Genomic DNA, 20,309 nt, shown 5'->3' with positions numbered 1-20,309 from the left:
GTCGGACCGAACGGCGTCGGACCGAACGGCACCGGGCGGCCGGCAGATTTCGGCGAGCCCGGTTTCGGTACTGCGGGCGCCGGGCCGACCGGTTTCGGTTCGGCGGGCATGGGGCCGGATCTCGACGGGGCCGGCACCGGGCTCACCGGTTTCGGGCCCGGTGGCGCCGGGCCCACCGGTAGTCAGTGGTACGACGCGGAGGCCGGCCCCCTCGTCCGTCCGTACGCGATGACCGGCGGGCGCACCAGGCCCGGACCGAGCAACGTGCGGTTCGACCTCATCGCGCTCGTCGTCGTGGACACCGACGGACCGGGCCCGGACGGCGAGGCCCTGCTCGGCCCGGAGCACCGGGTGCTGCTGACCCTGTGCCGCTGCGAGACCCAGTCCGTGGCCGAGCTCGCCGCCGACGCCGACCTGCCGGTGGGTGTCGTGCGGGTGCTGCTGGGCGACCTGCTCGAGGCGGGGTACGTGAAGGTCCGCCGGCCGGTGCCGCCGGCGCAACTGCCGGACGAGCGGATCCTCAGAGAGGTGATCGAGGGACTGAGAGCGCTGTGAACTCCGGGGCGGGGCGGGCGCGGCACGGGGCGGCGCGAGCGGTGCCTCAGCGCGAGGGCGTCCGGGCCCCGGCCCACTCCTCCCGCGTCAGCGCGTACTCGACGTCCCCCAGTTCGGAGCCCTCGATCTGCTCCGGCCACTCCTCGAAGAAGGTGCGGACGAAACGCAGGCCCGCCTTCTCCATCACCCGACGCGAACGGGTGTTGACCGTCATCGTGTTGGCGGTCACCCGCTCCACACCGAGCTCGGAGAACCCCTTGTGGATCAGCGCCAGCGACCCCTCGGTCGCGAGTCCCCGGCCCCAAGCCGCCCGTCCCAGGCGGTAGCCGAGCTCGACCTCGCGGCAGCTGTCCTCGGACTCGGGGCGGAAGACGAACCAGCCCAGGAACCGGCCGGACCCGCGCTCCTCGGCCACCCAGAACCCGGGACCGCCGGAGCAGCGGTAGCGGTGCAGGAAACGCGGCATGAGGTCTCGTTCCACCTCGTCCGGCTCGGACGGCCGGCCGCCGTTGATGTACCGCATCACCTCGGCGTCGTCGACGACGGCGCGCACCGCGCCGGCATCGGCGCCGGTGAAGGCGCGCAGGGTCAGCCGGCCGGTCTCCAGGAGCACATGCATGGCCCGATCCTGGTCCACCCCGTCGGCAGGGGCCATTCATTTTCCACCCGCACACCCACTCCGGAGAGAAGCGACCGATGGTTTCCCAGATCCTGGACGGCACCGGTGAGGACAGCACCGCCCTCGCGCTGAAGATCCTGGTCGCCGGCGGCTTCGGCGTCGGCAAGACCACCCTCGTCGGCGCGGTGAGCGAGATCCGGCCGCTGCGCACGGAGGAGCAGCTCAGCAAGGTCGGCCGCACCGTGGACGACACCGAGGGGGTCGACCGCAAGACCACGACGACCGTCGCCATGGACTTCGGCCGTATCACCATCCGGTCCGGCCTGTCCCTGTACCTGTTCGGGACACCCGGCCAGGACCGCTTCTGGTTCCTGTGGGACGAGCTCTCGCAGGGCGCTCTCGGGGCGGTGGTCCTCGCCGACACGCGACGGCTGTGCGACTGCTTCCCCGCCGTGGACTACTTCGAGCACCGTCGTATCCCGTTCGTGGTCGCCGTGAACTGCTTCCCGGGCGCGCGTACCTTCGCGGCCGAGGACGTCTCCCGCGCTCTCGACCTCGACGAGGGGACTCCCGTCGTGCTGTGCGACGCGCGGGAACGCGACTCTGGGAAGGAGGTTCTCGTACGTCTCGTCGAGTACGCCGGACGCTTCCACACGGCCCGGATCCTCGGCCCGGCCGAGGAGCCGAGGTGACAGCGGCCGCCCGGCGCACCTTGCCCTGCGCCGCGCCGTGCGAAAGGCTTACGGGCGAACGCGGGGACACGGGGAACGTACGAGCGGGGAGGACGGACGACCATGGCGTTGGACAAGGGACTCGACTGGCTGCTGGACGACCTGACAAAACGGGTCGAACACGTCAGACACGCACTCGTGCTGTCCAACGACGGGCTGGTGACCGGTGCAAGCACCGGTCTCGCACGCGAGGACGCGGAGCATCTCGCCGCAGTCTCCTCGGGCCTGCACTCCCTCGCGAGGGGGTCAGGCCGCCACTTCCGCGCCGGCCGGGCACGCCAGACGATGGTCGAGTTCGACGAGGCGCTGCTCTTCGTGACCGCGGCCGGCGAAGGCAGTTGTCTGTGTGTCCTCACGGCCGCGGAGGCCGATGTCGGCCAGGTCGCGTACGAGATGACCCTCATGGTCAACAGGGTCGGCGAGCACCTGGGCGTCGAGGCGCGCCAGCCCGGGGGCAGCCCCTTCTGACCCGTTCCGGCCTGCGGCCGGGCAGGTTGTCCACAGGCCGCGGCGGGATGTCCTCGCTTCGGGCTACGGTCGTCACCGAGAGTATCCACAGCTCACGGGGGAGACCGGCATGACAGTACGGCAGACGTCCGCGACCAGCCTCGCACTCGGCAGGGCCGCCCAGGAACTGGCGCTGAAGCGGGGCGAGTTGGAGCTGGCGCTCCAGCTGGGCCAGGTGCGTGCGGCGCGGGACGACGGCGGAGGGCCGCCGCGCGTCGAGCGGCGGGAGATCGACCGGCTCCGTGCCGCGCGCGGCTTCCCCGCGGCTCTCCGGGAGCGGCTGCGGACGGTCGGCACGGTCGACGGCGCGGCGCTGGTCTCCATCAGCCAGGGCCGGTTCCTGCGGCTGGCCCGGACCGGTCACTTCGCACCGGTGCGGTTCTACGTCAACCGCTACCACGCCGTGGTGTGGCTCTATCTCGCCGAGGAAGTGCTGGACTTCGCCCGGGACCACGCGGTGCTGCTCACCGGCAGGACACCGCCCGAGGTCCGCGCGCTGCTGGCGGCCGGCGAGGACCGGAGGCCGCGTAACTGGCGGGGGCGGCGGCTCGGCCAATTGCTGCGCGCGAGTTCCGATCCATGGCGGCGCGCGGCGGCGATCGCGGCCGTGCTCGATCCCGTGAGCGTCGCCGAGATGGTTCCCGATCCCTACGAGCGCTCACGCCTCGGCGTCCTCCGCCCGGACATGGTGCCCGCACCACCGAGGTCGCTCCGGGGGAGGGAGATCGTGGAGCGGCTGGTGACCGCCGACCACCCCGACGAGATCCTGTGGCACCGGGCGAGTCTCGCCGATGCCCTGCGGGAGGCGCGCGAACACTCCGCGGCCCCGCGTCGAGTGCCGCGCACGCCCTACGCGGCCCCGCGTCCGCACACGCCCTACGCGGCACACGCACCCCGTACGGCAGACGCACCGCACGTGCCACGCACACCGCACGCGGCACTCGACCTCGCTCCCCACACGGCCGCGCGCCGTGCGGTTCCGCATCCCGCCGTGGCCGTTGCCGCGGCCTCACGCCCCGCCCCCGCCGTGCGGCCCCCGAGGAGTACGCGTCCGTGGAGCAGGCCCTCGAGCTCCCGGCCCGGGCACGGCTCGCGGGGGACGGCACGGGGGCTGCTGGGGCGGCTGTGGCGGAGCCGGGCAGGGCGGGCATGAAGCTGCGCTGTTGGCCCGCTTAAGAAAACCTCGATGGACGTGACGCTCCGAGCTGGGCAAATTGGAGCCCGTCCACTGACCGGGGCCGTATTTTCGATATCCGGTCACCGCGACCGCCTGTCCGTCACCATGCCTGGAGCCGCACCGATGAAGGCACTTGTCAAGCAGCACGCCGAGCCCGGCCTCTGGCTCATGGACGTGCCGGAACCGGAGACCGGCCCGGGCGACGTGCTGATCAAGGTCCTCCGCACCGGCATCTGCGGCACCGACCTGCACATCAGGTCCTGGGACGGCTGGGCCCAGCAGGCCGTCACCACCCCGCGCGTCCTCGGACACGAGTTCGTCGGCGAGGTGGCCGCGATCGGCGCGGACGTCCAGGACATCGCCGTCGGCGACATCGTCAGTGGTGAGGGCCATCTGGTGTGCGGCAAGTGCCGCAACTGCCTGGCCGGCCGCCGCCACCTGTGTCGCAGCACCATCGGCCTCGGCGTCGGCCGCGACGGGGCGTTCGCCGAGTACGTGGCGCTGCCCGCCTCCAACGTGTGGGTGCACCGCACCAAGGTGGACCTCGATGTCGCCGCCATCTTCGACCCCTTCGGCAACGCGGTGCACACCGCGCTCTCCTTCCCCCTGGTCGGCGAGGACGTGCTGATCACCGGTGCCGGCCCCATCGGGATAATGGCCGCGGCGGTCGCCCGGCACGCCGGCGCGCGCAACGTCGTCATCACCGACGTCAGCGAGTCCAGGCTGGCGCTCGCCCGCAAGGTCGGCGCGACCCTGGCGGTCAACGTCGCGGAGACCGACATCGCCGCGGCGCAGCGGCAGCTCGGTCTCAAGGAAGGCTTCGACATCGGCCTCGAGATGTCCGGCCGCCCGGAAGCCGTGCGCGACATGGTCGACAACATGACGCACGGCGGCCGTATCGCGATGCTCGGCCTGCCCGCCCAGGAGTTCGCCGTCGACTGGTCGAAGATCGTCACGTCGATGATCACCATCAAGGGCATCTACGGACGGGAGATGTTCGAGACCTGGTACGCGATGACCGTCCTGCTCGAGGGCGGTCTCGACCTCAGCCCCGTGATCACAGGCAGCTACGGCTACCAGGACTTCGACGCGGCCTTCGACGAGGCCGCCACCGCCCGCAGCGGCAAGATCATCCTCGACTGGACCGTCTGAGTCCCGCATCCCCGCGTCCGAGCCCCAGACCTAGGAGAACCTCCCATGTACGCGTCCGTCCGCGACGACCTGCGTGCCACGATCGACGAGATCCGCGATGCCGGTCTCTACAAGCCCGAGCGTGTCATCGGCACCCCGCAGAGCGCCTCTGTCGCCGTCACCGCGGGCGGCGCACCGGGCGACGTCCTCAACTTCTGCGCCAACAACTACCTCGGTCTCGCCGACCACCCGGAGGTCGTAGCCGCCGCCAAGGACGCGCTCGACCGCTGGGGCTACGGGATGGCGTCCGTCCGCTTCATCTGCGGCACCCAGGAGATCCACAAGGAGCTCGAGCAGCGTCTCGCCACGTTCCTCGGCCAGGAGGACACGATCCTCTACTCCTCCTGCTTCGACGCCAACGGCGGCGTGTTCGAGACGCTTCTCGGCCCGGAGGACGCCGTCATCTCCGACGCCCTCAACCACGCCTCCATCATCGACGGCATCCGGCTCTCCAAGGCTCGCCGCCACCGCTACGCCAACCGTGACCTCGCCGACCTCGAGCAGCAGCTCAAGGAGACGCAGGACGCCCGCCGCCGCCTGATCGTCACGGACGGCGTCTTCTCCATGGACGGTTACGTCGCCCCGCTCGCCGAGATCTGCGACCTCGCCGACCGCTACGACGCCATGGTCATGGTCGACGACTCCCACGCGGTCGGCTTCGTCGGCCCCGGCGGCCGCGGCACGCCCGAACTGCACGGGGTGATGGACCGCGTCGACATCATCACAGGCACCCTCGGCAAGGCCCTCGGCGGCGCGTCCGGCGGCTACGTCGCCGCCCGCGCCGAGATCGTCGAGCTGCTGCGCCAGCGCTCGCGCCCGTACCTCTTCTCCAACTCCCTCGCCCCGGTGATCGCCGCCGCCTCCCTCAAGGTCCTCGACCTGCTGGAGTCCGCCGGTGACCTGCGGGAGAAGCTCGCCGCCAACACCAAGCTCTTCCGCACCGAGATGGCGGCGGCCGGTTTCGAGATCCTGCCCGGCGACCACGCCATCGCGCCCGTCATGATCGGCGACGCCGCCGAAGCCGGACGCATGGCGGAGCTGCTGCTCGAGCGCGGCGTCTACGTCATCGGCTTCTCCTACCCGGTCGTCCCCATGGGACAGGCCCGGATCCGGGTCCAGCTGTCGGCGGCGCACTCCACCGAGGACGTGACGCGGGCGGTGGCGGCCTTCGTCGACGCACGCGCGACAATGGGCGGGTGATCGACCCCCGGCGGCTGCGCATCCTGCGGGCCGTGGCGGACCACCGTACGGTGACCGCCGCGGCTTCCGCGCTCTACCTGACCCCCTCGGCCGTCTCCCAGCAGCTCAACGCGCTGGAGCAGGAGACCGGCCACGCCCTGCTGATCCGCAGCGGCAAGGGCGTGCGGCTGACGGCGGCGGGCGACATCCTGCTCACCCACACCCACGCCGTCCTGGCACAGCTCGAACGGGCGGAGGCGGAGCTCGCCGACTACGCGGGCGGCGTGGCCGGCGAGGTGAGCGTCGCCGCGTTCGCCACCGGCATCGCGGAGGTCGTGGCCCCGGCCATAGACCGGCTCTCGAAGGCCCGCCCCGGCATTCGCATGCGCGTGCGGGACGCGGAGGGCGACGAGAGCCTGCCCTTGGTGCTCGACGGGGAGGCGGACCTCGCGGTAGCGGTGGAGTACCGGGGCGCTCCCGGCGCGGGTGACCGCCGGCTCGCCCGGGTGCCGCTGTACGCGGAACCGTTCGACGCCGTGCTGCGTGCCGACCATCCGCTCGCCGCGAAGGAGCGCGTGGAGCTCGCGGAGTTCGCCGACAGCGACTGGATCGGCCCCTATCCGGGCAATCCGTGCCACGACATGGTGCTGCTGGCGTGCGAGCTGGCCGGGTTCGAGCCGCGTCTCCTGCATTCCTCAGACGACTTCCGTGCCGTCGTCGCTCTCGCCGGAGCGGGCGCCGGGGTCGCCCTGGTGCCGCGTTCCGCTCTGCGCGGTATGGAGCTGCGCGACACGGTCGTGCGGCCGGTCGCGGGCCCTGCGGCCACCCGCCGGGTCTTCGCCGCGGTCCGCCGCGGCGCGGAGGCGCATCCACTCATCCGGCCGGTGCTGGACGCCCTGGCGCACACCGCGCAGGGCCTTACCACGGACTGACCGACGCGCCCGGCGCCGGACGGGGCGCACGGGGCGCGATCACGGGGGCGTCCCACCGTGGCAGCGCTCGTAGGGGCCAGGGGCCAGGGGCCGGCTCGGGCCGGCCGGGGCGGGGCTAGGAGACCTCGGCCTCCATCGCCTTCTTCAGGTTCTCCAGCGTCGTGCGGATGTTGCGGCGCTGGAACTTGGCGAAGGTGTGGCCCCGCGTCGCGAGCTTGTCGAACGTGTTGGCGACGACGTCGGGCCAGGCGCGGCGGTCGTCGATCCAGGTCTCCGTCACCCGGGTCCCGCCGCCGGCGGCGCGCTCGAAGCGGTACTCCCAGGTCGCGATGCGGCCGGGCAGTACGGGCCGCCGCCGGCCGATGGCGCGTACCCGGAACGCGAAGCGCTCGCCGGGGTCGGCGGCCGTGACGGTGCAGCGGGTGGTCCAGCTGACCGGCCCGCGCGTGTTGCGGCCGTCGAAGACCATGCCGACGTAGGCCTGTTCACCACCGCTGCGCACGGTCGCGCCGCGGTTCTCGGGGCTCCAGCGCCCCATCAGCGCGGGATTGCTCACATGCGCGTAGATCACCGAGGGGGCGGCGCCGATCACGACGCTGTCCGAGACGCTGAGTATGCGGACCATGCGTACGACTCCGATCATCGTGGGCGTCCGACGCTATCGCGCCGCCTCCGGTCCTCGTGCCCAGGGGCGACCGGTTCAAGTGGGTTGTGCTGTCGGGTGGTTGGGCAATGTGGTGCAAACGCGTACGGCATGCCGCAGCCGCGCGGTCGGACGCGACGAGGACCCCGTCCGGCCGGGTTCTGGAGCCTTGGCCGTGCGGCGGTGGCCGGTGGGGCGGGCAGAGCGCCGGGGGAGCGAGCCAGAAGTCTCGGCGAGACCACGTCGTGGCGCTTTGCGGACCTGCCCCGCGGGCAGCTTCAATACGGCCAAACCTCTCATAAGGCGCGTGATCGGAGAATCGCGATGCTTATTCATGCGGTTGACCGGGGAATCCTGGTCGTCACGATCCGCGTCGACATCGACATCACCGCCCGGGCGGTCACTGCGGAGAACATCGCACGCCTCGTCCGCTGCCATCTGCCGCTGCCCGTGGTCATCGTGCTCGCGGCGCCGGTGGTGGGCGCCGCCACGCTCAGCGCCGTGCTCCGGGTCCATCGCGCGTGCAGCGGTCTGCGGGTCCCTCTGGCCGTCGCCACACCGAGCGCCGCCGCACGACGCATGCTGAGGGCGAGCGCCGATCCGTCCCGCTTCCCGCTGGGTGTGTTCGCCGCGGCCGACAGCGCCATCGCCGCCGCGGCTGCCGCCACCGCCCACGACGCGTCCGCGTGACCGGCGGGACCGGCGGGACCGGCGGGAGCGGACGGGCGACGGAGCGCGCGCGTCCGCCCTTCATCTCGCGGCAGTCTTTTTGCAGTTGACGACCTCGCGGCGGACACGGTCTCCTGTGGCCGTGTCCTCACTCCGCATCCAGCAGGTGGACGGCGATGCCATGCTCCGTGACTGGCAGCACGTCCACAACACGATCATCCCTTCGCACGTCCTGTCGCTCGACGAGGTCCGTGAGCGCTCCGGGCGCCATCGCCTGACCGTGGCGTACCTCGGCGACGTCCTCGTGGGCTGCTCGACCGTCCGCCCGCCGGCGGACGGCACGTCGACGGCCACGGTGATCTCCAGGGTGCTCCCCGATCACCGTCGCCAGGGCATCGGCACACGGCTCTACGAGCGGGAGTTGGCCGAGGCGCGCGCCCTCGGCGCGGACGTGATCGAGACGGTCGTGCTCGCGTCCAACGAGGACGGGCTCCGGTTCGCGCACTCCCAGGGGTTCGCCGAGACCGACCGGTATCTGCTGCCGGGCGACAGCGTGCCCTACATCGACCTCCGGCTGGTCTGAGAGCCGGCCCTCGGGGCGGCGCGCAACGGCTCGCGCCGTGCGCGCCGTGCCCGGCCGCCCCCGCCTGCGGACGGGAGAGGTGAAGCGCGGTGGCGGCAACGAGGTTGGCATGGATTGATATGGGCATGTCATCTGAGCCGCGTGCCCCACACCGCCGGCCGACCAGGAGGACGCATTGCGCAGCACATCACGTATCCGCAGGGTCTCGCTCGTTCTCGGCAGCGCCGCCGTGCTCGTCATGGCGTCTTCCGGCAGCGCTGTCGCCGCCCCGCCCACCGCCTTGCCCGCCAACGCGGACGGACTGGAGCAGACCTTCCAGCCGGCCTACGACTACGACACGGACGGGTGTTACCCCACACCCGCCATCGGACCGGACGGGACCATAGCCACCGGACTCAACACGACCGGGGCGGTCAACGGCCAGTGCCGTGACGCATGGGACCTCGACAACACCAACGGATACGCGCGCTACAAGTGCAACAACGGCTGGTGCGCGATCATGTACGGCCTCTACTTCGAGAAGGACCAGGCCGTCGCCGGCAGCGGACTCGGCGGGCACCGCCACGACTGGGAGCACGTCGTCGTGTGGGTGCAGAACAACGAGGCGCGGTACGTGTCCACCTCCGCCCACGGCAATTTCGACATCCACGGCAGGGACCGCATCCGCTGGGACGGCACCCACCCCAAGATCGTCTATCACAAGGACGGTTTGAGCACGCACTGCTTCCGGCCCGCGAATTCGGGCGACGAGCCGCCGGAGAACCACTATCACGGATGGCAGTTCCCCCGCCTCGTCGGCTGGAACGGTTATCCGGCGGGCCTGCGCGACAAGCTGAGCCAGGCTCAGTTCGGCAGTGCCGTATTCGGTCTGAAGGACGGGAACTTCAACTACCACCTGGAGAAGGCCAAGCCGGCCGGCATCCCGTTCGATCCCCACGCCTGAGGATGCCGCCGGCGGCGGCGAGCGGACACCGGCTCACGGGCCGGACGTCCGGCCCGCCTGCCTCGGCGCCCCCGCCCCGACGGCGACGGTCCACAGGCCCGCGGCCCGGGCATCCTGCGACGGATGCCCGGGCCGCGGACCACCACCGGCTGGGCGGACGGTGAGGTGGCGCCGTACCCCGCCGCCCGTACGGAGGGCAGCCGCCCGGGCATCCCTTCTCGGGATCCCCGGGCCACGAGGGGCCGGTTCAGCGCCTCAGCGGTTCATCTGGTGACCGTCCACTTCTGGTTGGCGGCCCCGCTACAGGTCCAGAGCTGCAGCCGGGTTCCGTTGGCGGAGCTGTTGCCGGTGGCGTCGAGGCACTTGTTCGCCTGCGGGTTGACGATGTCGCCTGCCGCGTTGGCGTCCCAGCGCTGGGCTCCTGAACCGTTGCAGTCCCAGAGCTGTACGAGGGTGCCGTCCGCGGTACCGCCGGAGGCGGCGTCGAGGCACTTGCCGAGTGCCCTGATGGTGCCGTCCGTGCCCACGCTCCAGCGCTGGGCCGCAGTGCCGTTGCAGTCGTAGAGCTGTACGGGGGTGCCGTTGGCGGTGTTAGCTCCCGCCACGTCCACGCACTTGCCGCCGATGCCGGTGATCGGCCCGCCGGTCGCCGGGCTGTCGCCCGTGGTGACCCGCACGTGGTCGACGACGAGCTGCTGCGGGAAGACGGTGCTGCCGTCGGGGTCGCCGGGCCAGTAGCCGCCGACCGCGAGATTCAGGATGATGAAGAACGGCTTGTCGAACACCCATTGGCGGCCGCCCAGATCTGCGGGCGTACGGGTCTGGTAGACGTTGCCGTCCACCGACCACGTCACCTTGTTCGGTGACCAGTCGACGGCGAAGGTGTGGAAGGCGTCCGCGAAGGCTTGGCCGCCGGGGAGCGTGTATCCGGCGCCGATGCCGCCGGAGCCCGAGTAGCCAGGCCCGTGCAGGGTGCCGTGGACGGTGGACGGCTCGAAGCCGACGTTCTCCATGATGTCGATCTCGCCCGAGGCGGGCCAGCCGACCTGTCCGATGTCGTTCCCGAGCATCCAGAACGCGGGCCACATGCCCTGCCCGCGGGGCACCTTCAGCCGGGCCTCGACCCGCCCGTAGGTGGTGGTGAACTTGCCCGCGGTGTTCAGCCGGGCCGAGGTGTACTCGCAACGCCCGTACCAGCACTGGTAGTTGCCGGGGTTCTCACGACGGGCGGTGATGACCAGGTGGCCCTGCCCGTCGAGCGCGGCGTTGCGGTTGCCGGCCGTGTAGTACTGCCGCTCGTGATTGTTGACGTTGTCGCCGGTCTCGATCTGCCACTTGCCGCTGTCGACGGCGGATCCCGCGGGCCCGTCGAAATCGTCGGAGAAGGTGACGGCGGCGGCCTCGGCAGCCGGCCGGAGGGCGGAGGCCGACTGGGGTGACGGGGCGGGCGCACCGGTCGCCAGGCCGGTGCCGACGGTGGCGAGGACCAGTACGGAGACGACGGTCGCGAGCAGGCGCCGTGGGGAGCGCGGAGAGTCCATGACTCTCCCTTCCGTTGCGTGAGGGGAGGAAGGGGCTCCTGTCATGGATATGACAGGAGCTTAGTTCATTACGTGATTTAAGAAGTGAGCTAAGCGGGTGTCAAGGGTTTGGTACGGACCTGGCGAGGGTCGTGGCGCGAGTGTCGCCACTCTGCAAAAGGGAGCGCTTGCAATCAAATGCGTCTGCAACTATTGTCGACGCTCGTAAGGCGCACTCGCAAACCTCTGAAAGGTCCTCCCATGCCTCTTGCGCTGCTGGCCCTGGCTGTCGGTGCCTTCGGCATCGGCACCACCGAGTTCGTGATCATGGGGCTGCTCCCCGAGGTCGCGGCCGACTTCGGGGTCTCGATCCCCACCTCGGGTCTGCTGGTGACCGGCTACGCCCTCGGCGTGGTCGTCGGCGCCCCCCTGATGACCGCACTCGGCTCCAAGGTGTCCCGCAAGCGGATGCTGATGCTGCTGATGGGCCTGTTCGTCGTGGGCAACGTCCTGTCGGCCCTGGCGCCCACCTTCGGGATGATGCTCACCGGCCGGATCGTGGCCTCCTTGGCCCACGGCGCGTTCTTCGGCATCGGTTCCGTCGTGGCAGCGGGGCTGGTCGCCCCGGACAAGAAGGCCGGCGCGATCGCGATGATGTTCACCGGCCTGACCGTCGCCAACGTGGTCGGTGTCCCCGGCGGCACCCTGATCGGCCAGTCCATCGGCTGGCGCACCACCTTCATGATCGTCGCCCTGCTCGGTGTGATCGGCCTGGCCGGCATCGCCCGGCTCGTCCCCGACATGCCGAAGCCGCAGGGCGTGCGGCTGCGCGACGAGGTGGCCGCCTTCAAGAACGCCCAGGTGCTGCTGGCCATGGCGATGACCGTGCTCGGCTTCGGCGGCGTGTTCGCCGCGATCACCTACATCACGCCGATGATGACCGAGGTCGCCGGCTTCGCCGACACCTCCGTCACCTGGCTGCTGGTCCTGTTCGGCGTCGGCATGGTCGGTGGCAATCTGCTCGGCGGCAAGTACGCCGACAGGCACCTCATGCCCCTGCTCTACACGACTCTGACCGCACTCGCGGTGGTGCTGGCCCTGTTCACCGTCACCGCGCACCACAAGGTCCTGGCCGCGATCTCCATCCTGCTGGTCGGCGCCCTCGGTTTCGCGACCGTGCCCCCGCTGCAGAAGCGCGTACTGGACCAGGCGCACGGCGCCCCGACCCTGGCCTCTGCCGTCAACATCGGCGCCTTCAACCTCGGCAATGCCCTGGCCGCCTGGCTCGGCGGCATGGTGATCGCCGCCGGCATGGGGCTCACCGCCCCCAACTGGGTCGGCGCCGTCCTCGCGGCGGCCGCGCTCGTTCTCGCGGTCCTCTCCGCCTTCCTCGAGCGCCGGGAGTCCCGCGGAGGCAGCCGGGTCCTCGCGGGGTCCACGGCCGCGGAGCCGGCCACAACGGCCGGCGGGACCACGACCGGGACCGTGACCGCCCCCGAGCCGGCACCGGTCACCGCGGCGCACCGCTGACCCACGACCACCACCGGAGAACCGCGGCGCCGGACAACAACTGGTCCCGGGCGGAACCCGCGCACCGCGGCACCGCAGCTAAGCCCGCAGAACGACCGCACCGCGGAACCGCAACCGGTCATCCAGCACCACCGCACGACAGCAATCAGGAGAACGATCCCCATGAGCACCACCGCCACCGCCATCGCCCCGCTGACCGTCCAGGACGCGGAGACCCTGCTGGAGACCGCCCGCGCCGCCGCTGAGGCGGCCGGTGTCACCGTCGCCGTCAGCGTCCTCGACGCGGGCGGCCACCTGCTGGCCTTCCGCCGTGACGACCGGGCGGTACTGATCGCCGGCGAGACCAGCACCCGCAAGGCGTACACCGCGCTCCAACTGGGCGCCCCCACCGCCGACCTCGTCGACGCCGTGCAGCCCGGCGGCCTCTTCCACAGCCTGCCGACCGCGCTCGACCGGCCGCTGCTCTTCATCGCCGGCGGCATACCGGTCTTCCGTGACGGACGCCTCGTCGGAGCCGTCGGCGTCGGTGGCGGCGCTCCGGAGCAGGACCACGGCTTCGCCACCGCCGCGGTCACCGCGCTGGACGGCGGCACGCGCACCGACGAGAACGCCGCCGCCTGACGGTCCGTGGACCCCGGCCGGGACCGAGCCGGCCCGCCCGCCGCCGCTGTGGCATCGACTGCCCCAGCGGCGGCGGCGCATGTTCCGGCGTGGCCGCGGCCGGACGCCCGCGCACCGTCTCGTCGGCCCGGGCCCGCACGCCGGCGCATGGCCGGCCGGCCCGGGCCCGTACGCCAGCACATGGCCCGCAGTCCCCGCCCGGAGGCAGGCCCCGCCCGGTCGCCGGCCCCGGTCGCCGGCACATGACCTGCCGGCCCCTGGCACGCGCCGGCGCTCGGCCCCCACGGCGGGCGGGTCCCGGCCGGCCCGGGTTTCAGACCACCGCGCCCGAGCGGTCTCTCGACCTGCCGCCCTCCTTCGCCGGCCTCGGGCGCCCGGTCCCGCCGGCGCCCCGTGACTCGGGGTACCGGGCCTGGAGGAGAAGCGCCACCGGCATCGCCGTGAAGACCGTGGACGCCATCCCCAGCACGACTCCCGCGAGCAGCGCGATCGAGAAGTCGGTCAGCGAGTCACCGCCCAGGACGGCCAGCGCGACCAGGACGAACAGTGCCCCCATGCCCGTGTTGACCGTCCGTGGCAGGGTCTGCGCGACGGCCCGGTCCGCCAGGGTCTCCAGCGGGATGGAGCCGCCGGTCCTGCGGAGTTCGCGCAGCCGGTCGAGCACGACGACCGTGTCGTTGACCGAGTACCCGACGACGGTCAGCAGCGCGGCGAGGAAGACGCTGTCCATCGGCTTGCCGAGCCACGCGAACAGACCCACGACCAGGGCTACGTCCTGCGCCATCGCGACGACGGCTGCCGTCGCGAACGTCCACCGGAACCGCACGGACAGGTAGAGCAGTTGTGCCGCGACGGCGACGCCGAGCGCGATCAGCGCGTACATGCGCAGCTCGCTGCCCAGACTGGGCCCGATGAGATCGTCCCGTTCCACGCTCAACCCACCGGCCACGTCGTCGAGCGCGCCGCGGATCCGCTCCTGCTCGTCGTCACCGCGCTCCTTGGTGCGGACGGAGATCCCGTTGTCGTCGGTCGACTGCACGACCGCGTCGGGGAACCCCGCGGCGACGACCGCCTCGCGGGCCGTGTCCGCGTCGACGGACCGTTCCGCCGTGTACTGCACGACCCTGCCGCCGGTGAACTCCACTCCGAACTCCACCCCGCGCACGCCGATACCGGCGACTGCGAGGAGCAGCAGCCCGGAGCAGATCCCTAGCCAGCGGCGCCGGTGCCGCATCAGCCTCGGGGTGCGCCGGGCGAGCCGCTCCCGCAGCCGTCCCGGCCCGGCCATGCCGGTCAGCGCGGGACGGCGCCGGACGTACGGCACGCTCAGCGCCCATTCGGCGAGCAGCCGGGTGATCAGCATGGCCGAGACCATCGACGCCAGCACGCCGATCGCCAGGGTGACACCGAAGCCCTTCACGGGGCCGGTCGCGAACACGAACAGCAGCCCGGCCGCGAGCAGTGTGGTGATGTTCGAGTCGGCCACCGCGCTCCACGCCTTGCCGAAGCCGGTGCGCAGCGAGGACTTCAGGTCGCGCCGCTTGGTGCCGCCCCGGCCTCCCGGGCGCGTGAACTCCTCTCGTGCGCGTTCGAAGACGAGCACGTTGGCGTCCACGGCGATGCCGATGGCCAGCACGAACCCGGCGAGCCCGGGCAGCGTCAGCGTCGCCCCGAGCGCCACGACGGCGGCGTACGAGATCAGCCCGTACAGCGCGAGCGCCACCGTGGCCAGCAGGCCGAGGAGCCGGTACACCACGATGACGAACAGGCCGGTGCAGAGCAGTCCGATCACCGCCGCGGCGGCGCTGGCCCGGACGGCCTCGGCGCCCAGCGTCGGCCCCACGGTGCTCTGCTCGACGGTCGTCACCGGGACGGGCAGCGCGCCGCCCTTCACCAGAGCGGCCAGGTCGCGGGCCTCGTCCGGGGTGAAGCCGCCGGTGATCTGCGCGGAGCCACCCGTGATGCCCGCACCGCACGGCACGCTGCTCTGCATGCCCGGCGCGGACACCACCGCGTCGTCGAGGACGATCGCGACCCTGCGCGCGGGATCGGCGGGCGCCGCGCAGGCCGCCTCGCCCGTGATGCGCGCCCACTGTTTCGCCGCGTCGCCGCGGAAGGAGAGGTCGACGGTCCAGCCGCGGCCTTCGAGGGTGTCGAGGACCGCCTCCGCGTCCTCGACCCCTTCGCCGGTGAGCGCGGTCGGGCCGAGCCGCAGGAAGCTCCCCGGTGCGTCGGGGTCGGCGAGGACGCGTGCGCCGTCCTTCGCGGGAGCGCTCGCGGGCCCCTCCGAGGTGCCGGTGACGGGATGGAAGGTCAGTTGCGCGGTACGGCCGATGACCTTCGCGGCCTCGCGGGGGTCCTTCAGCCCGGGAAGTTCGACGACGATGCGCCGCTCTCCGGAGCGCGCGAGGGAGGGCTCGGCGACGCCGAGCCCGTCGACGCGCCGGCGCAGCACCTCCATCGCCCGGTCGGTGGCCTCCCGGTCGGCGGTCACGGTGGGGGAGTCCCGGGTCTCGAGGACGATACGGGTTCCGCCCCGCAGGTCCAGGCCGAGCCGGGCCGGTGTGGTCAGGGCGACGTACAGGGACACGGCGACGACGGCGAGCGCGATCAGCGCCCGCCAGAACGTTGCGCGAGATGACATGGGTGCTCCACGGGCAGCACGCAGGCGCACCCGGCGCCTGCGCTGATTGAGGACGCGAGGAAGAGGTCGTCACGCGCACCGGTCCGCGGACACACCGCGGTACCGGACGGCGGACGCCTTGGGGTCCTGCCGGCGGATCGGCCGGGTAAGGCCCCCGGAACGTCAGCTGTGCCGGGTGGAGGGAGGACCGCGGGTGTGCCGCGGGTCGTAGACGCCGGAGGGCGGGGCCCGCTCCTGACGCGGACCGGCCGTCTCGCGGCCGTGCAGTGGATGGACGGGCGCGGACACCGGTGCGTCAGGAAGTGCCGGGGGAGTGCCGGGCGGCCGTTGGGTGTTCTCCGCGGCCAGCAGTTGGGGGACCGCCACGGCCGGCCGGGCCTGTGGTGCGCTCGGCACGTTCCGGTGCGCCGCGACGGGGCGGAGGGGAGCCGGCGTGCCCGCCTTGACCGGGGCCACAGCGACGGGGCCGGCGACGGCCTGGGCGCCGTGGCCGGTGCCGCCGGTGAGAAGGAGGAACACCGACCAGACGCCGAAGAGGGCCGCCGGAAGCGCGGTCGCGAGGACGAGTCGGACCCGTCTCCCCATCCCGCCCTCCCTCACCCGTCATCGATCCCGACGGACGTTCCACGCTCCGTCCGACCCCTGCCGCCGCTCAGCCTAGAGCCTTGGGAGCGCACCGCCGCCGTGGGCGTCGGACTCCGAGGAGTGCCCGACGGTCCGTGGGGTGTCCGATGGGCGGAGTGTCCGAAGGATGGAACACCTGGTGGACAGCTCCGGCGCACCACGCATCCCGTGGCTTACGATCTCGGCGGACGGTCGCGGACCGCGGCCTTCCGTCTCCCCCACTCCTGGAGGTCATCGTGTTCGGGACGGCCAGCGGCCATCGCAGCCACCGCAGCAGCTTCCGTGTCGTCGCCACCGCCGGTGCCGTGGCTGCCGGGATGTTCCTCGCCGTCGGATGCGGTTCCTCCGACGATGGTCCGGGCGAGGCCGCGGGAGGCGTCCCCGTGGTCGAGAAGGGCAAACTGACCACCTGCACCCACCTGCCCTATCCGCCCTTCCAGTTCGAGCAGGGCGGCAAGGTCGTCGGCTTCGACGTCGCGCTGATCGACCTGGTGGCGAAGAACCTCGACGTCGAGCAGAAGATCCTCGACACGCCGTTCGAGAACTTCAAGACCGGCGCGTTCCTCAACTCGGGGGAGTGCGACCTGGCCGCGGCCGGCATGACCATCACCGAGGACCGCAAGAAGAACGTGGACTTCTCCGTCCCCTACTTCGACGCGACCCAGGCGCTGCTGGCGACCAAGAAGAGCGGCGTGACATCGCTCGACGAGGTGAAGTCCGGGAAGAAGAAGCTCGGAGCACAGGCGGAGACCACAGGCGAGAGCTACGCCAAGAGCCAGGGCTTCGACCCCGTCGCCTTCGAGAGCTCGGACGCGGTGATCAACGGGCTGCGCACCGGACAGGTCGACGCGGTGATCATCGACTACCCCGTCGTCCAGGGCTGGCTCAAGGACAAGGCGAACGCCGCCCAGTTCGCGCTCGGTGAGAACATCGAGACCGGTGAGCAGTACGGCTTCTCGGTGAAGAAGGGCAACGACAAGCTGCGTGCCGCCATCGACAAGGCGATCCAGGACGCCCGCGCCGACGGCACCTACGACAAGCTCTACAAGCAGTGGATCGGCCCGCTGCCCAAGGCGCAGTCGTGACCTCACGCCTCACCCGCCGCCAGCGGCGGCGGGTGTCGCAGGGCATCCAGTACGCGATCTTCGTCGCCGCGCTCGTCGTCGTCGGCCTGCTGGCCGACTGGGACCGGCTGCAGAACCAGTTCGCGCAGAAGGACCTCGCCTCCGAGCTGTTCCCCGCGATCATCACCACCGCGCTGCGCAACACCGTGGTCTACACGGTCTCCGGTTTCGTGTTCGGACTGGTGCTGGGTCTGATCATCGCGCTGATGCGGTTGTCGTCGGTCGCCCCCTACCGGTGGCTCGCGGGCGTCTACATCGAGATCTTCCGCGGTCTGCCCGCGCTGCTGATCTTCATCTTCGTCGGTGTGGCCGTGCCGCTGGCCTTCCCCGGCACGGAGATCCCCGGAGGCACCTATGGCAAGGTCGCCCTCGGTCTCGGCCTGGTCGCCGCCGCCTACATGGCGGAGACGATCAGGGCGGGCATCCAGGCGGTGCCCAAGGGGCAGATGGAGGCCGCCAGGTCGCTGGGCTTCTCCCACGCCAGGGCCATGGTCTCGGTGATCATTCCGCAGGCTTTCCGGATCGTCATTCCGCCGCTCACCAACGAACTGGTCCTGCTCTTCAAGGATTCGTCGCTGGTGCTGTTCCTCGGCGTCACCCTCGAGGAACGCGAACTGACCAAGTTCGGCAGGGATCTGGCCAGCCAGACCGCCAACTCCACGCCGATCCTCGTCGCGGGGCTCTGCTACCTCCTGGTGACCGTGCCGCTCAGCTTCGTGGTGCGCCGCCTCGAGGCCCGAGCCGACAAGGCGAGGTGAGGTTCGAATGCCGGTCGCGCCACAGTCGTCGGGAAGCGGGAGCAGCGGGATCATGGACAGTACGGACGGCCCCGAGATCGAGATCCGGGGCCTGCACAAGTCGTTCGGCGACAATCACGTGCTGCGCGGCATCGACCTCGAGATCGCCCGGGGCGAGGTGGTGTGCGTCATCGGCCCCTCCGGCTCCGGCAAGTCGACGCTGCTGCGCTGTGTGAACCTGCTGGAGGAGCCGACCGCCGGCCAGGTGTTCGTGGGCGGCACGGAGGTCACCGACCTCGATGTCGACATCGACGCCGTGCGCCGCCGGATCGGCATGGTCTTCCAGCAGTTCAACCTCTTCCCGCACATCAGCGTCACGGAGAACCTCACGCTGCCGCAGCGGCGGGTCCTGCGCAGGGACAAGACGAAGGCCGCGGAGGTGGCGCGGCGGAACCTGGAGCGGGTGGGCCTGTCCGACAAGGCCGACGCCTTTCCCGCGCAGCTCTCCGGCGGCCAGCAGCAGCGGGTGGCCATCGCCCGCGCGCTGAGCATGGGACCGGAGGTGATGCTCTTCGACGAGCCGACCTCGGCGCTCGACCCCGAGCTGGTGGGCGACGTCCTCGCGGTCATGCGTCAGCTGGCGGCCGAGGGCATGACGATGATGGTCGTCACCCACGAGATGAGCTTCGCCAGGGAGGTCGCCGACCGCGTGGTCTTCATGGACGGCGGCGTGATCGTCGAAGAGGGGCCGGCACAACGGGTCGTGGGCGACCCGCAGCACGAGCGGACCAGGAACTTCCTGATGCGCATCCTGGATCCGGCCGCCGCCGCACAGCCGGGGGACACCGGCCCACAGGGCCCCGCCAAGGAGCTGTGATCCCGTCCGGGGCACCTGTCCGGTGCCCCGGCCGGGCGGGGGACGTCCCGGCCGGGGCCGCGCGGGTCAGCGTCCCGGGCACTCCTTCCAGGCCAGGTGATAGATGGTGCTGATGTCACCGTCGGTGGAGTCCATGGTCATGAAGCTGGTCTGCGCCGGGTCCGAGGTGCCCGCGCTGACCCTCAGCTCCGTGTTGATGTTGAAGTTGCGCTGGACACCGCAGGGCGCCCACACCAGCTGCGCCCAGTCGGTCTCGTCCGTCGCCTGCCAGTTGTCGTCGTACGGGCCCCGGAACGAGTGCGAGCGTGACTCGGTGTTCGGCGATCCCTGGAAGTAGTACGACGCCTTCTCGGTGCTGCTCGCCCCGGGCTGGAGCGAGGCATAACCTCTGTAGTCGGCGCTGGCGACCGCGTACGTGAAGCCGTGCGGTACGTGCACGATCAGATTGAGCTGGCAGTTCTTGCGGAACGCCGTGCTCGGGGCGCCGCCGCCGACCTGGGCGAGGTAGTCGCTGTACGTCACGGTGAAGGCGGTGTTGTCCTGTGAGACGGCGACGGCGGCCGTCCCCGCGGGACACCCGGAGCCGTTGACCGTCGCCACCTCGATCACGATCTTGTCCGGCGGCGGGTCGGTGATGACGGACGGGCTCTGTTGCGAGGGGATCGCGGAGGCGAACAGCGCGGCCAACGCGCCGCTCACCAGCAGTCCACCGGTCATGGCTTCTCCAATCCATTGCTGTCGGTGCCGGGCGGTCCGGGCACAGTGATGCCCGGCCGTCAGGTGGGGGGTGCGGCCGCCCGCTCGCGTGGCGTCCGGCCGTCACGGACCAAGTGCGCTGGACCGTCCTGTGATTCGGCCGTGGCATGCCGGGACTTGTTGAAAAGTCATGCACATGACATGTTC

21 protein-coding genes are annotated in these 20,309 nt (G+C 71.4%); 15 read left to right on the top strand and 6 right to left on the bottom strand.

Translation table 11 applies throughout. The annotated features are described in order from the left end of the window. Positions 1-108 precede the first annotated feature (108 nt). The gene (locus SPRI_RS02225) at positions 109-555 is read left to right on the top strand and encodes a DUF742 domain-containing protein (protein ID WP_005307726.1); all 447 of its coding nucleotides are present in this window, start codon (positions 109-111) and stop codon (positions 553-555) included. A 46-nt stretch (positions 556-601) separates the two neighbouring features. Here SPRI_RS02225 and SPRI_RS02220 read toward each other — a convergent pair whose 3' ends face one another. Further along, the gene (locus tag SPRI_RS02220; RefSeq protein ID WP_005307723.1) at positions 602-1,174 is read right to left on the bottom strand and encodes a GNAT family N-acetyltransferase; all 573 of its coding nucleotides are present in this window, start codon (positions 1,172-1,174) and stop codon (positions 602-604) included. A gap of 77 nt (positions 1,175-1,251) precedes the next feature. Here SPRI_RS02220 and SPRI_RS02215 point away from each other — a divergent pair, with 77 nt between their 5' ends. From SPRI_RS02215 to SPRI_RS02190, 6 genes are all read left to right on the top strand, one after another. Then, on the top strand, positions 1,252-1,866 hold the full coding sequence (locus SPRI_RS02215; protein WP_005307721.1) for a GTP-binding protein: 615 nt from the start codon (positions 1,252-1,254) through the stop codon (positions 1,864-1,866). 102 nt (positions 1,867-1,968) lie between these two features. Beyond that, complete coding sequence (locus tag SPRI_RS02210; protein WP_005307718.1) at positions 1,969-2,373, top strand: roadblock/LC7 domain-containing protein; 405 nt, start codon at positions 1,969-1,971, stop codon at positions 2,371-2,373. A 109-nt stretch (positions 2,374-2,482) separates the two neighbouring features. Next, positions 2,483-3,565 carry a DUF6397 family protein gene (locus SPRI_RS02205; RefSeq protein ID WP_053556663.1) on the top strand — a complete coding sequence of 361 codons (1,083 nt, stop codon included), beginning with the start codon at positions 2,483-2,485 and terminating at the stop codon, positions 3,563-3,565. 147 nt (positions 3,566-3,712) lie between these two features. Then, positions 3,713-4,741, top strand: a complete 1,029-nt coding sequence (gene tdh / locus SPRI_RS02200) for an L-threonine 3-dehydrogenase (protein WP_005307715.1) — start codon at positions 3,713-3,715, stop codon at positions 4,739-4,741. A gap of 45 nt (positions 4,742-4,786) precedes the next feature. Next, positions 4,787-5,980 (top strand): glycine C-acetyltransferase, encoded by a 1,194-nt coding sequence (locus SPRI_RS02195; protein WP_005307712.1) that lies wholly within the window; start codon positions 4,787-4,789, stop codon positions 5,978-5,980. Next, positions 5,977-6,891, top strand: coding sequence for a LysR family transcriptional regulator (locus SPRI_RS02190; RefSeq protein WP_005307708.1), 915 nt, complete (start codon positions 5,977-5,979; stop codon positions 6,889-6,891). Before SPRI_RS02195 ends, SPRI_RS02190 begins: the two co-directional genes overlap by 4 nt. 115 nt (positions 6,892-7,006) lie before the next feature. Here SPRI_RS02190 and SPRI_RS02185 read toward each other — a convergent pair whose 3' ends face one another. Continuing rightward, positions 7,007-7,516, bottom strand: coding sequence for an SRPBCC family protein (locus SPRI_RS02185; RefSeq protein WP_053557676.1), 510 nt, complete (start codon positions 7,514-7,516; stop codon positions 7,007-7,009). 342 nt (positions 7,517-7,858) lie between these two features. Here SPRI_RS02185 and SPRI_RS02180 point away from each other — a divergent pair, with 342 nt between their 5' ends. From SPRI_RS02180 to SPRI_RS02170, 3 genes are all read left to right on the top strand, one after another. After that, positions 7,859-8,224, top strand: coding sequence for a hypothetical protein (locus tag SPRI_RS02180; RefSeq protein WP_005307699.1), 366 nt, complete (start codon positions 7,859-7,861; stop codon positions 8,222-8,224). A gap of 160 nt (positions 8,225-8,384) precedes the next feature. Further along, a complete protein-coding gene (locus SPRI_RS02175) occupies positions 8,385-8,786 on the top strand; it encodes a GNAT family N-acetyltransferase (protein WP_050791669.1) in 402 nt (133 codons plus the stop codon). 175 nt (positions 8,787-8,961) lie between these two features. After that, positions 8,962-9,729, top strand: a complete 768-nt coding sequence (locus SPRI_RS02170) for an NPP1 family protein (RefSeq protein ID WP_005307695.1) — start codon at positions 8,962-8,964, stop codon at positions 9,727-9,729. Positions 9,730-9,992: 263 nt separating this feature from the next. Here SPRI_RS02170 and SPRI_RS02165 read toward each other — a convergent pair whose 3' ends face one another. Continuing rightward, positions 9,993-11,270, bottom strand: coding sequence for a glycoside hydrolase family 16 protein (locus SPRI_RS02165; protein ID WP_037772968.1), 1,278 nt, complete (start codon positions 11,268-11,270; stop codon positions 9,993-9,995). A gap of 240 nt (positions 11,271-11,510) precedes the next feature. Between SPRI_RS02165 and SPRI_RS02160 the strand changes: the two genes are divergently transcribed. Together SPRI_RS02160 and SPRI_RS02155 are read left to right on the top strand one after the other, a co-directional pair. Further along, entirely contained in the window at positions 11,511-12,779 is a 1,269-nt protein-coding gene (locus tag SPRI_RS02160; RefSeq protein ID WP_005307688.1) for an MFS transporter, read from the top strand. 162 nt (positions 12,780-12,941) lie between these two features. Continuing rightward, the gene (locus tag SPRI_RS02155; protein WP_053556662.1) at positions 12,942-13,400 is read left to right on the top strand and encodes a GlcG/HbpS family heme-binding protein; all 459 of its coding nucleotides are present in this window, start codon (positions 12,942-12,944) and stop codon (positions 13,398-13,400) included. 313 nt (positions 13,401-13,713) lie between these two features. On the opposite strand, the gene secD is transcribed toward SPRI_RS02155, so the two are convergent. Beyond that, positions 13,714-16,044, bottom strand: coding sequence for a protein translocase subunit SecD (gene secD, locus SPRI_RS02150; RefSeq protein WP_053556661.1), 2,331 nt, complete (start codon positions 16,042-16,044; stop codon positions 13,714-13,716). A 162-nt stretch (positions 16,045-16,206) separates the two neighbouring features. Then, on the bottom strand, positions 16,207-16,629 hold the full coding sequence (locus tag SPRI_RS02145) for a hypothetical protein (protein WP_053556660.1): 423 nt from the start codon (positions 16,627-16,629) through the stop codon (positions 16,207-16,209). Between the two features lie 356 nt (positions 16,630-16,985). Between SPRI_RS02145 and SPRI_RS02140 the strand changes: the two genes are divergently transcribed. Genes SPRI_RS02140 through SPRI_RS02130 form a run of 3 tightly spaced genes read left to right on the top strand, consistent with a single transcriptional unit; the run spans position 16,986 to position 19,406 of the window. Next, complete coding sequence (locus tag SPRI_RS02140; RefSeq protein ID WP_086025623.1) at positions 16,986-17,753, top strand: ABC transporter substrate-binding protein; 768 nt, start codon at positions 16,986-16,988, stop codon at positions 17,751-17,753. Beyond that, entirely contained in the window at positions 17,720-18,550 is an 831-nt protein-coding gene (locus SPRI_RS02135) for an amino acid ABC transporter permease (protein WP_005307671.1), read from the top strand. Before SPRI_RS02140 ends, SPRI_RS02135 begins: the two co-directional genes overlap by 34 nt. Before the next feature lie 52 nt (positions 18,551-18,602). After that, positions 18,603-19,406 carry an amino acid ABC transporter ATP-binding protein gene (locus tag SPRI_RS02130; protein ID WP_005307668.1) on the top strand — a complete coding sequence of 268 codons (804 nt, stop codon included), beginning with the start codon at positions 18,603-18,605 and terminating at the stop codon, positions 19,404-19,406. A gap of 66 nt (positions 19,407-19,472) precedes the next feature. Here the strand turns inward: SPRI_RS02130 and SPRI_RS02125 are convergent, their stop codons facing one another. Further along, positions 19,473-20,123 (bottom strand): DUF4360 domain-containing protein, encoded by a 651-nt coding sequence (locus SPRI_RS02125; RefSeq protein WP_005307665.1) that lies wholly within the window; start codon positions 20,121-20,123, stop codon positions 19,473-19,475. Positions 20,124-20,309: the final 186 nt, after the last annotated feature.

It is taken from the genome of Streptomyces pristinaespiralis, from assembly GCF_001278075.1.
GTDB lineage: Bacteria > Actinomycetota > Actinomycetes > Streptomycetales > Streptomycetaceae > Streptomyces > Streptomyces pristinaespiralis.
Note: the sequence above shows the minus strand (reverse complement) of the source record. Positions and strands in the feature narration are given on the sequence as shown.

Excerpts from the sequence above, each read along its gene's own strand:
- SPRI_RS02160 (WP_005307688.1), top strand. The coding sequence starts at position 11,511 with ATGCCTCTTGCGCTGCTGGCCCTGGCTGTCGGTGCCTTCGGCATCGGC.
- SPRI_RS02180 (WP_005307699.1), top strand. The coding sequence starts at position 7,859 with ATGCTTATTCATGCGGTTGACCGGGGAATCCTGGTCGTCACGATCCGC.
- SPRI_RS02145 (WP_053556660.1), bottom strand. The coding sequence starts at position 16,629 with ATGGGGAGACGGGTCCGACTCGTCCTCGCGACCGCGCTTCCGGCGGCC.
- SPRI_RS02195 (WP_005307712.1), top strand. The coding sequence starts at position 4,787 with ATGTACGCGTCCGTCCGCGACGACCTGCGTGCCACGATCGACGAGATC.
- SPRI_RS02205 (WP_053556663.1), top strand. The coding sequence starts at position 2,483 with ATGACAGTACGGCAGACGTCCGCGACCAGCCTCGCACTCGGCAGGGCC.
- SPRI_RS02165 (WP_037772968.1), bottom strand. The coding sequence starts at position 11,270 with ATGGACTCTCCGCGCTCCCCACGGCGCCTGCTCGCGACCGTCGTCTCC.
- SPRI_RS02225 (WP_005307726.1), top strand. The coding sequence starts at position 109 with ATGGGGCCGGATCTCGACGGGGCCGGCACCGGGCTCACCGGTTTCGGG.
- SPRI_RS02185 (WP_053557676.1), bottom strand. The coding sequence starts at position 7,516 with ATGGTCCGCATACTCAGCGTCTCGGACAGCGTCGTGATCGGCGCCGCC.
- SPRI_RS02155 (WP_053556662.1), top strand. The coding sequence starts at position 12,942 with ATGAGCACCACCGCCACCGCCATCGCCCCGCTGACCGTCCAGGACGCG.
- SPRI_RS02210 (WP_005307718.1), top strand. The coding sequence starts at position 1,969 with ATGGCGTTGGACAAGGGACTCGACTGGCTGCTGGACGACCTGACAAAA.
- SPRI_RS02125 (WP_005307665.1), bottom strand. The coding sequence starts at position 20,123 with ATGACCGGTGGACTGCTGGTGAGCGGCGCGTTGGCCGCGCTGTTCGCC.
- SPRI_RS02215 (WP_005307721.1), top strand. The coding sequence starts at position 1,252 with ATGGTTTCCCAGATCCTGGACGGCACCGGTGAGGACAGCACCGCCCTC.
- SPRI_RS02130 (WP_005307668.1), top strand. The coding sequence starts at position 18,603 with ATGGACAGTACGGACGGCCCCGAGATCGAGATCCGGGGCCTGCACAAG.
- secD (WP_053556661.1), bottom strand. The coding sequence starts at position 16,044 with ATGTCATCTCGCGCAACGTTCTGGCGGGCGCTGATCGCGCTCGCCGTC.
- SPRI_RS02140 (WP_086025623.1), top strand. The coding sequence starts at position 16,986 with ATGTTCCTCGCCGTCGGATGCGGTTCCTCCGACGATGGTCCGGGCGAG.
- tdh (WP_005307715.1), top strand. The coding sequence starts at position 3,713 with ATGAAGGCACTTGTCAAGCAGCACGCCGAGCCCGGCCTCTGGCTCATG.
- SPRI_RS02220 (WP_005307723.1), bottom strand. The coding sequence starts at position 1,174 with ATGCATGTGCTCCTGGAGACCGGCCGGCTGACCCTGCGCGCCTTCACC.
- SPRI_RS02175 (WP_050791669.1), top strand. The coding sequence starts at position 8,385 with ATGCTCCGTGACTGGCAGCACGTCCACAACACGATCATCCCTTCGCAC.